The sequence below is a fragment of the Streptomyces tateyamensis genome (assembly GCF_003205575.1).
In the GTDB taxonomy this organism is placed as follows: domain Bacteria; phylum Actinomycetota; class Actinomycetes; order Streptomycetales; family Streptomycetaceae; genus Kitasatospora; species Kitasatospora tateyamensis.
Map to the genome: position 1 here is coordinate 48,061 of NZ_PYBW01000029.1, position 3,259 is coordinate 51,319.

Annotated in this window: 3 protein-coding genes; 1 reads left to right on the forward strand and 2 read right to left on the reverse strand. The window is 73.0% G+C overall.

Features of this window, described 5'->3' with window-relative positions:
• The first annotated feature begins 58 nt into the window (after positions 1–58).
• The gene (locus C7C46_RS09390; RefSeq protein WP_110667712.1) at positions 59–904 is read left to right on the forward strand and encodes a class I SAM-dependent methyltransferase; all 846 of its coding nucleotides are present in this window, start codon (positions 59–61) and stop codon (positions 902–904) included.
• Between the two features lie 450 nt (positions 905–1,354).
• On the opposite strand, the gene C7C46_RS09395 is transcribed toward C7C46_RS09390, so the two are convergent.
• On the reverse strand, positions 1,355–2,566 hold the full coding sequence (locus C7C46_RS09395; RefSeq protein WP_110667715.1) for an MFS transporter: 1,212 nt from the start codon (positions 2,564–2,566) through the stop codon (positions 1,355–1,357).
• A 189-nt stretch (positions 2,567–2,755) separates the two neighbouring features.
• Positions 2,756–3,151, reverse strand: a complete 396-nt coding sequence (locus tag C7C46_RS09400) for a hypothetical protein (RefSeq protein WP_181442271.1) — start codon at positions 3,149–3,151, stop codon at positions 2,756–2,758.
• Positions 3,152–3,259 lie beyond the last annotated feature (108 nt).

Genomic DNA, 3,259 nt, shown 5'->3' on the forward strand with positions numbered 1-3,259 from the left:
TATGGGCAAGCGCCCATACTAGAAGGTGGGCCGACCGAACCGCCAGGAGGCGATCTCCATGCGCGCGATAGTCAACGACCAGCAGGACCAGGCCTGGAACGGGGACGAGGGCCGGCACTGGGCCGACCACCACGACCGATGGAACGCGGTCAACGGCGAGTTCAACGAGCCGCTGCTCAGCGCCGCGGCCATCGCCCCCGGCGAGCGGGTGCTCGACATCGGATGCGGCGCGGGCCAGACCACGCGCCTGGCCGCCCGGCACAGCCGGACCGGCGATGTACTGGGCCTGGACCTGTCAGCGCCCGAGCTGGAGCGCGCCCGCGAGCTGGCGGCACGGGAGCACCTCGCCAACGCGCGATTCGAACGGGGCGACGCCCAGGTCCACCCGTTGCCCGCGGACGGCTTCGATGTCGCCATCAGCCGCTTCGGCATCATGTTCTTCGCCGACCCGGTGGCCGCGTTCGCGAACATCGCTCGCGCCCTGCGGCCGGGCGGCCGCCTCGCCCTGCTGAGCCTCGCCGACCCGGACCGTGTCGACTGGGTCCGGGTCTTCGCTGCCCTGCGCCCCTTCGGCCCGGTGCCGGACTTCGCGATCGGCGAGCCGGGGATGTTCTCGCTCGCCGACCCGATGACTTTCCGTCAGATCCTCACCGACGCCGGCTTCACCCAGGTGGAGACCACCCTCGTCGAGGCACCGATGACCTTCGGCCGCGATGCGGACGACGCCGCGAACTTCCTCCTCGGGTCCGGCCCGATCCGGTCCCTGCTGAGCCGGAGCGATGCGGCGACCGCAGACCGCGTGCGCTTTGCGATGGCCGAGGCGCTTCGCCCGTTCGAGCAGTCAGGCGGGGTGCGTCTCGGCGGCGCCGCCTGGCTGGCCACGGCCACCCGACCGAGGTCGTAGGTCGGGGGCAGGGCCACCGCCCGGCCCGTCGCGCCCGCTGCGGGACACAACGATGCTGGACGTACCTGGCGCAGGCGGCCTGGGACGAAGGCTGCGGCGCCGGTGGCGAGCAGTGCGGGGCGAGGAGTGTACGACCGGCGCGGGCCCGGGCTCACCGTCATCGGGGCGCGCTGGTGGTTCCTGTCGTACCGGTGGCTTGTCGTCAGCGGTAGGAGTAGTGGGTCTGCTCGATCCCGACGTGTACGGGGCGTGGAGCTGGGCCCGTGATCCCGGACCGTCGCGTGGACGGGCGGGGTGGGCGACTCACAGGGTGACAAGGCGGAAACGGGATACCACCGCACGGGCGACGGCACAGGGCGGGTCAGCCACGTGCGCGACTGTGTGGTCGGTCGCAGGCTGCGGATCCGCGGATCCGCGGATCCTGCTGTACGGAGACGGTCGGTGTCGCTGTCAGTTGTCGACAGAGCTGCGGTCGGTCTTCACCGCGGCCACCTGGCCGGGCCGGGCCAGGACGGCGGATGTGGCGGCGAGGAGGACGGCGAGTGCTGCATAGCCGCTGGTCAGGGTGGCGGCTGTGGCGATGGCGCCGACGAGAAGGGGGCCGCCGGCGTCGCCGAGTTCGCGGCCGAGCTCGGCGGCTCCCATGGTCTGGCCGAGGTGCTCGGTCGGGGTGGTCGAGGCCAGCGCGGCGAAGCCGATCGGGGTGATCACGCCGGTCCCGGTGCCGATCAGCGCGGCGGCCGCCAGAACGCCGGTCAGGCCGGGGAGCATGGCGCAGGCCAGTCCGGCTGCGGTGATCAGCAGTCCGGCTGCCAAGCCGGTCCGGCTGGTCAGGCGTCCGTTGTCCAGGGCTCGTCCCGTGCGAGGTTGGACGACGGCGGCACAGGCGGCCAGGACCGAGACTGCGGCGCCGGTGGCGACTGGTCCCAGGCCGGCTGCCGCTCCGGAGACGGGCAGGAAGCCGACGCCGACCGAGAGCGCGGCGGTGGCGCAGGCCAGGGCGGTGGTTGGCCGCAGGAAGCTGCCCTGGCTCAGACGGCGAGCGAGGTCGAGGACGGTCTGTCGGGCGCGGGGCAGCGGGAGGACTGCGGGCACGGCGAGCGCGGCCCAGCAGGCGACCAGCGCGGCGAGGGCGGTCATGACGCCGAACAGCAGGGGCAGGCCGCCGGCGTAGACGAGGGCGCCGCCGAGCAGGGGGCCCGCGGTGTAGCCGAGGCTCTTGTAGAAGCCGTAGGAGCCGAAGGCGCGGCCGTGCTTGGCAGCCGGGTTGAGGCGGGCGACCAGGGTGGAGGCGGCGGGGGAGAAGGCGGAGGCGGCGGCGCCCTGGCCCAGGCGGGCGAGCCACAGCAGGCCGGTGTTGTGGGCGAGGACGAAGGCAGCTGAGGCCGCAGCGAAGCCGATCAGGCCGCCGAGCAGGACCGGGCGGGCGCCGATGCGGTCGGCGAGGGTGCCGAAGACGGGCTTGAGGAGTACCTCGGCGCCGTCGTAGAGGGCGAGGAGGCCGCCGAGGACGAGCAGGGATTCGGCGCGGTGAGAGGTGAAGTTGCCGAGGTTGGCGGCGATGCCGTGGGCGCCGAAGGCGGTGGTGAAGCCTGCTGCGTACAGCGGCCAGAGCCGCCAGCGGGCAGCGGGCTCGTTGGTGGAGCCGTCGGGCGCACTCATCGAACGCATCCTTTCGGTCCAGCCCTGAAGCCTCGTAGGGGTGTCGGCGGGCGGGCGTGGCTGGTTGGCACCGTACCGGACGGCCCGAGGCGCACGCCGGGCGGCGGCGCGGGTCCGGGGAGATCCGCGCCGCCACCCTGTCCTAGGGGATGCGCTACGCGGCGGCGATGGCGGTCAGGACCGCGAGGCTCACTGCCTGACCGGCGTGCTGCCGTTCATGCGGAAGTGGGGGGAGCACGGCTCGTCGGACGAGTTGTTCGCGTTCCTGACGCAGATCCACATCGTGTATCCGGTGTCCGGAACGGAGCTCGTCTTCGCGGCGCCCCAGGAGGCGCGGAGGGTGTAGGCCATGCCGTCGCTGCGGTGGAGTTCGGCGATGCAGGACTGGCCCAGAGAGGTATTGAGTACGCCGGCGAGCGCGCCGGAGCCGTTGTCGTCCAGCCAGGCGGAGCAGGCGGCGTCGGAGCCGACCCAGCTGGTATCCACCTCGGAGCCCTTGACCTGTGCCGGGTCGTCGCCGCCGTTGACGCCGCCGATCGCTGACGAGGTCGGCGCGGCAGCAGGCGGTGAGGACGGGGCGGCCACGACCGCGGTCGGGGTCGGGGTCGGACCGGTGGTGGGTGCAACCGGGGAAGTGGTGGGGAACGTTGATCGGGCGTTTGAGGCCGGGGGAGACCCTGTTGCCCATTCGTG